Genomic DNA, 1,903 nt, shown 5'->3' on the forward strand with positions numbered 1-1,903 from the left:
GGTGCTCCGGGTCGCTGCCGGCCACCGGATGGTCTTCCAGCTCGCCGAAGCGACGGGCGAAGGCCACATGCTCGGCACGGCTGATGTCCTGGTCGCGCAGGAACAGCACCTTGTGCTGGAGCAGCAGTGCCTTGATCTCTGCGAACAGGCCGTCGTCGCGGGCGGCATCAGCGAGGCTCACGCCGCTCAGCTCGGCGCCGATACTGCAAGTGAGTTGTTCTACGCGCATCTTGTTGTTCTCCTCTGGCGAAGTTTGTCCGGCCGGGCTGCGGGGCTTTGAGCGCAGGCCGCGAGGAGAATCTAGTGACGAGAGGGGAGGGGATGACCATGCATTTGGTGACAGGGCTTTCGCAGTTGATGACAAGTTCCCGCCCGCCGATACGGGATTGCGCTTGTCATTGACCAGGGTCAGTTTTCTAGGGGGTATGAACCGACGGCGAAATCGTCATCGACGACCATTGCCGATGATGGTTGGCTGAACTTCAAGAAACTCGAGGTGATCTCCAGCATTTTCAAGAGGGTCCATGACCTGGAGCTGAAGCACGGTGACTTGGAACTTTTCGTGCGCGGCAAGTACTGGTACGACTTCGAGTTGAAGGACGGCCACCAGCACCTCCGCCAAGCAGACCGCAGGTCTGCTCTGGAGGGCAGTTTGCCTCACCGCGCTATGCTGTGGGGGCTGCGGGAGTTGGTCTATCACCTCCTTTCCAGACCCCAATCTCTCCGAACCCCTGGAGGCCTCGCGCATGACTGACCGTTACTCCTGGACCCGTGAGATCGCAGAAGACCGGGCCGCCGCCGGAGCCGCCTTGATCCCGGTCGAGCTGCGGGAAATGATCGATGGCCTGGATACCGGCGCGGTCAAACCCTTCTACGCCGCCGTGGCCAATCTTGCCTACTCGGCTTCTGATCAGTGCGAAGAGTACGACGGCTATTGCATTGGCCTGGTTGACGCCGCCTACCAGCGAGGTGAGTTGGGAGTCGTGGAGCGGGATGAACTGCGGGGTTTCATCATTTCCCTGTGCGCCGAGGTTCGCGAAGGCAAGCGGCATGCGTAAAACGGAAACAGTCGATGGTCGTTCCGGGCGAGCGGCTCTTTCTTCGTCGGTTCCCGCGCTTCAGTTCGCCCCCATCAACGCATCGATAAACGGCGCCTTCTTGGCCAGATACTCGCCGATGCCTTCGCGGTTGCTCGCCTCGAGCTGAAACTTCAGATCCTGGTACTGCTGCCGGATGACAGGGTCGTGTCTGAGTAGATCGCGAAAGCGGAGCATGCGCTCGATCTGTGGATGGCCGCTGATGCATACGTGCACCTTGTGCGTTCTCACGCCATCCACATCGCGACGGTAGAAGTGGTGTCCCTCGGAAAGGTCGCTGCCACGCACATAGCCCAGGGTGCGCATGAAGTCGCGTCGCGCCGTCTCGTCTCGATGTTCGGATACCTCGACCAGGACATCGATCTCAGGCTTGGCCGCAAGCCCCGGAACGGCCGTGCTGCCGACGTGGTGAATCTGGATGAATTCGGATTGAAAACCTTCTGCGATGCGCGTTTGCTCCGCGAGGAAGAGGGCGGGCCATCGGCTGTTGTAATGGGTGATCTTGCTGGTGAGTGCCATGCTGCGTGGTCCGTCAACGCTGAATACCGGATCGCCAATTCTTCTCTATTTGCGGGTTTTTTTCAGCATGCGCGGCCGATCGTTGGGTTTCGCTTCGCTCTAGCGGAACACCGCCCGCCCCATCCTACGTGAGCGTCTGAGCCACCAGCGGACGCGCAAAAAAAAAGGTTCATCGCGCTTTCCCGGGGAAGGCGGCCTTGATTTTCAGGAAGAAGTAGACCGAGTCCCGAAAGCCATAGGCCATGCGCTTGATCACCTTGATGCGGTTGTTCACGCCCTCCAGGACA

At 60.0% G+C, this 1,903-nt stretch carries 5 protein-coding genes; 2 read left to right on the forward strand and 3 right to left on the reverse strand.

Features of this window, described 5'->3' with window-relative positions:
• A partial coding sequence (locus tag ACFW0H_RS30055) for a TauD/TfdA dioxygenase family protein (protein ID WP_422917471.1) occupies positions 1-229 on the reverse strand: 229 nt, incomplete at its 3' end.
• Between the two features lie 267 nt (positions 230-496).
• Between ACFW0H_RS30055 and ACFW0H_RS30060 the strand changes: the two genes are divergently transcribed.
• On the forward strand, positions 497-754 hold the full coding sequence (locus ACFW0H_RS30060; RefSeq protein WP_422917472.1) for a DUF1302 family protein: 258 nt from the start codon (positions 497-499) through the stop codon (positions 752-754).
• The gene (locus ACFW0H_RS30065; protein ID WP_422917473.1) at positions 747-1,058 is read left to right on the forward strand and encodes a hypothetical protein; all 312 of its coding nucleotides are present in this window, start codon (positions 747-749) and stop codon (positions 1,056-1,058) included. Before ACFW0H_RS30060 ends, ACFW0H_RS30065 begins: the two co-directional genes overlap by 8 nt.
• 60 nt (positions 1,059-1,118) lie before the next feature.
• Here ACFW0H_RS30065 and ACFW0H_RS30070 read toward each other — a convergent pair whose 3' ends face one another.
• The gene (locus ACFW0H_RS30070) at positions 1,119-1,616 is read right to left on the reverse strand and encodes a GrpB family protein (protein WP_422917474.1); all 498 of its coding nucleotides are present in this window, start codon (positions 1,614-1,616) and stop codon (positions 1,119-1,121) included.
• A 169-nt stretch (positions 1,617-1,785) separates the two neighbouring features.
• A partial coding sequence (locus ACFW0H_RS30075) for a transposase (protein ID WP_422917475.1) occupies positions 1,786-1,903 on the reverse strand: 118 nt, incomplete at its 5' end.

The organism is Metapseudomonas cellulosilytica (assembly GCF_049334135.1).
GTDB lineage: Bacteria > Pseudomonadota > Gammaproteobacteria > Pseudomonadales > Pseudomonadaceae > Metapseudomonas.

What these genes read in the sequence shown, in the direction of transcription:
- ACFW0H_RS30070 (WP_422917474.1), bottom strand. Translation starts at nt 1,616, where the DNA reads ATGGCACTCACCAGCAAGATCACCCATTACAACAGCCGATGGCCCGCC.
- ACFW0H_RS30065 (WP_422917473.1), top strand. Translation starts at nt 747, where the DNA reads ATGACTGACCGTTACTCCTGGACCCGTGAGATCGCAGAAGACCGGGCC.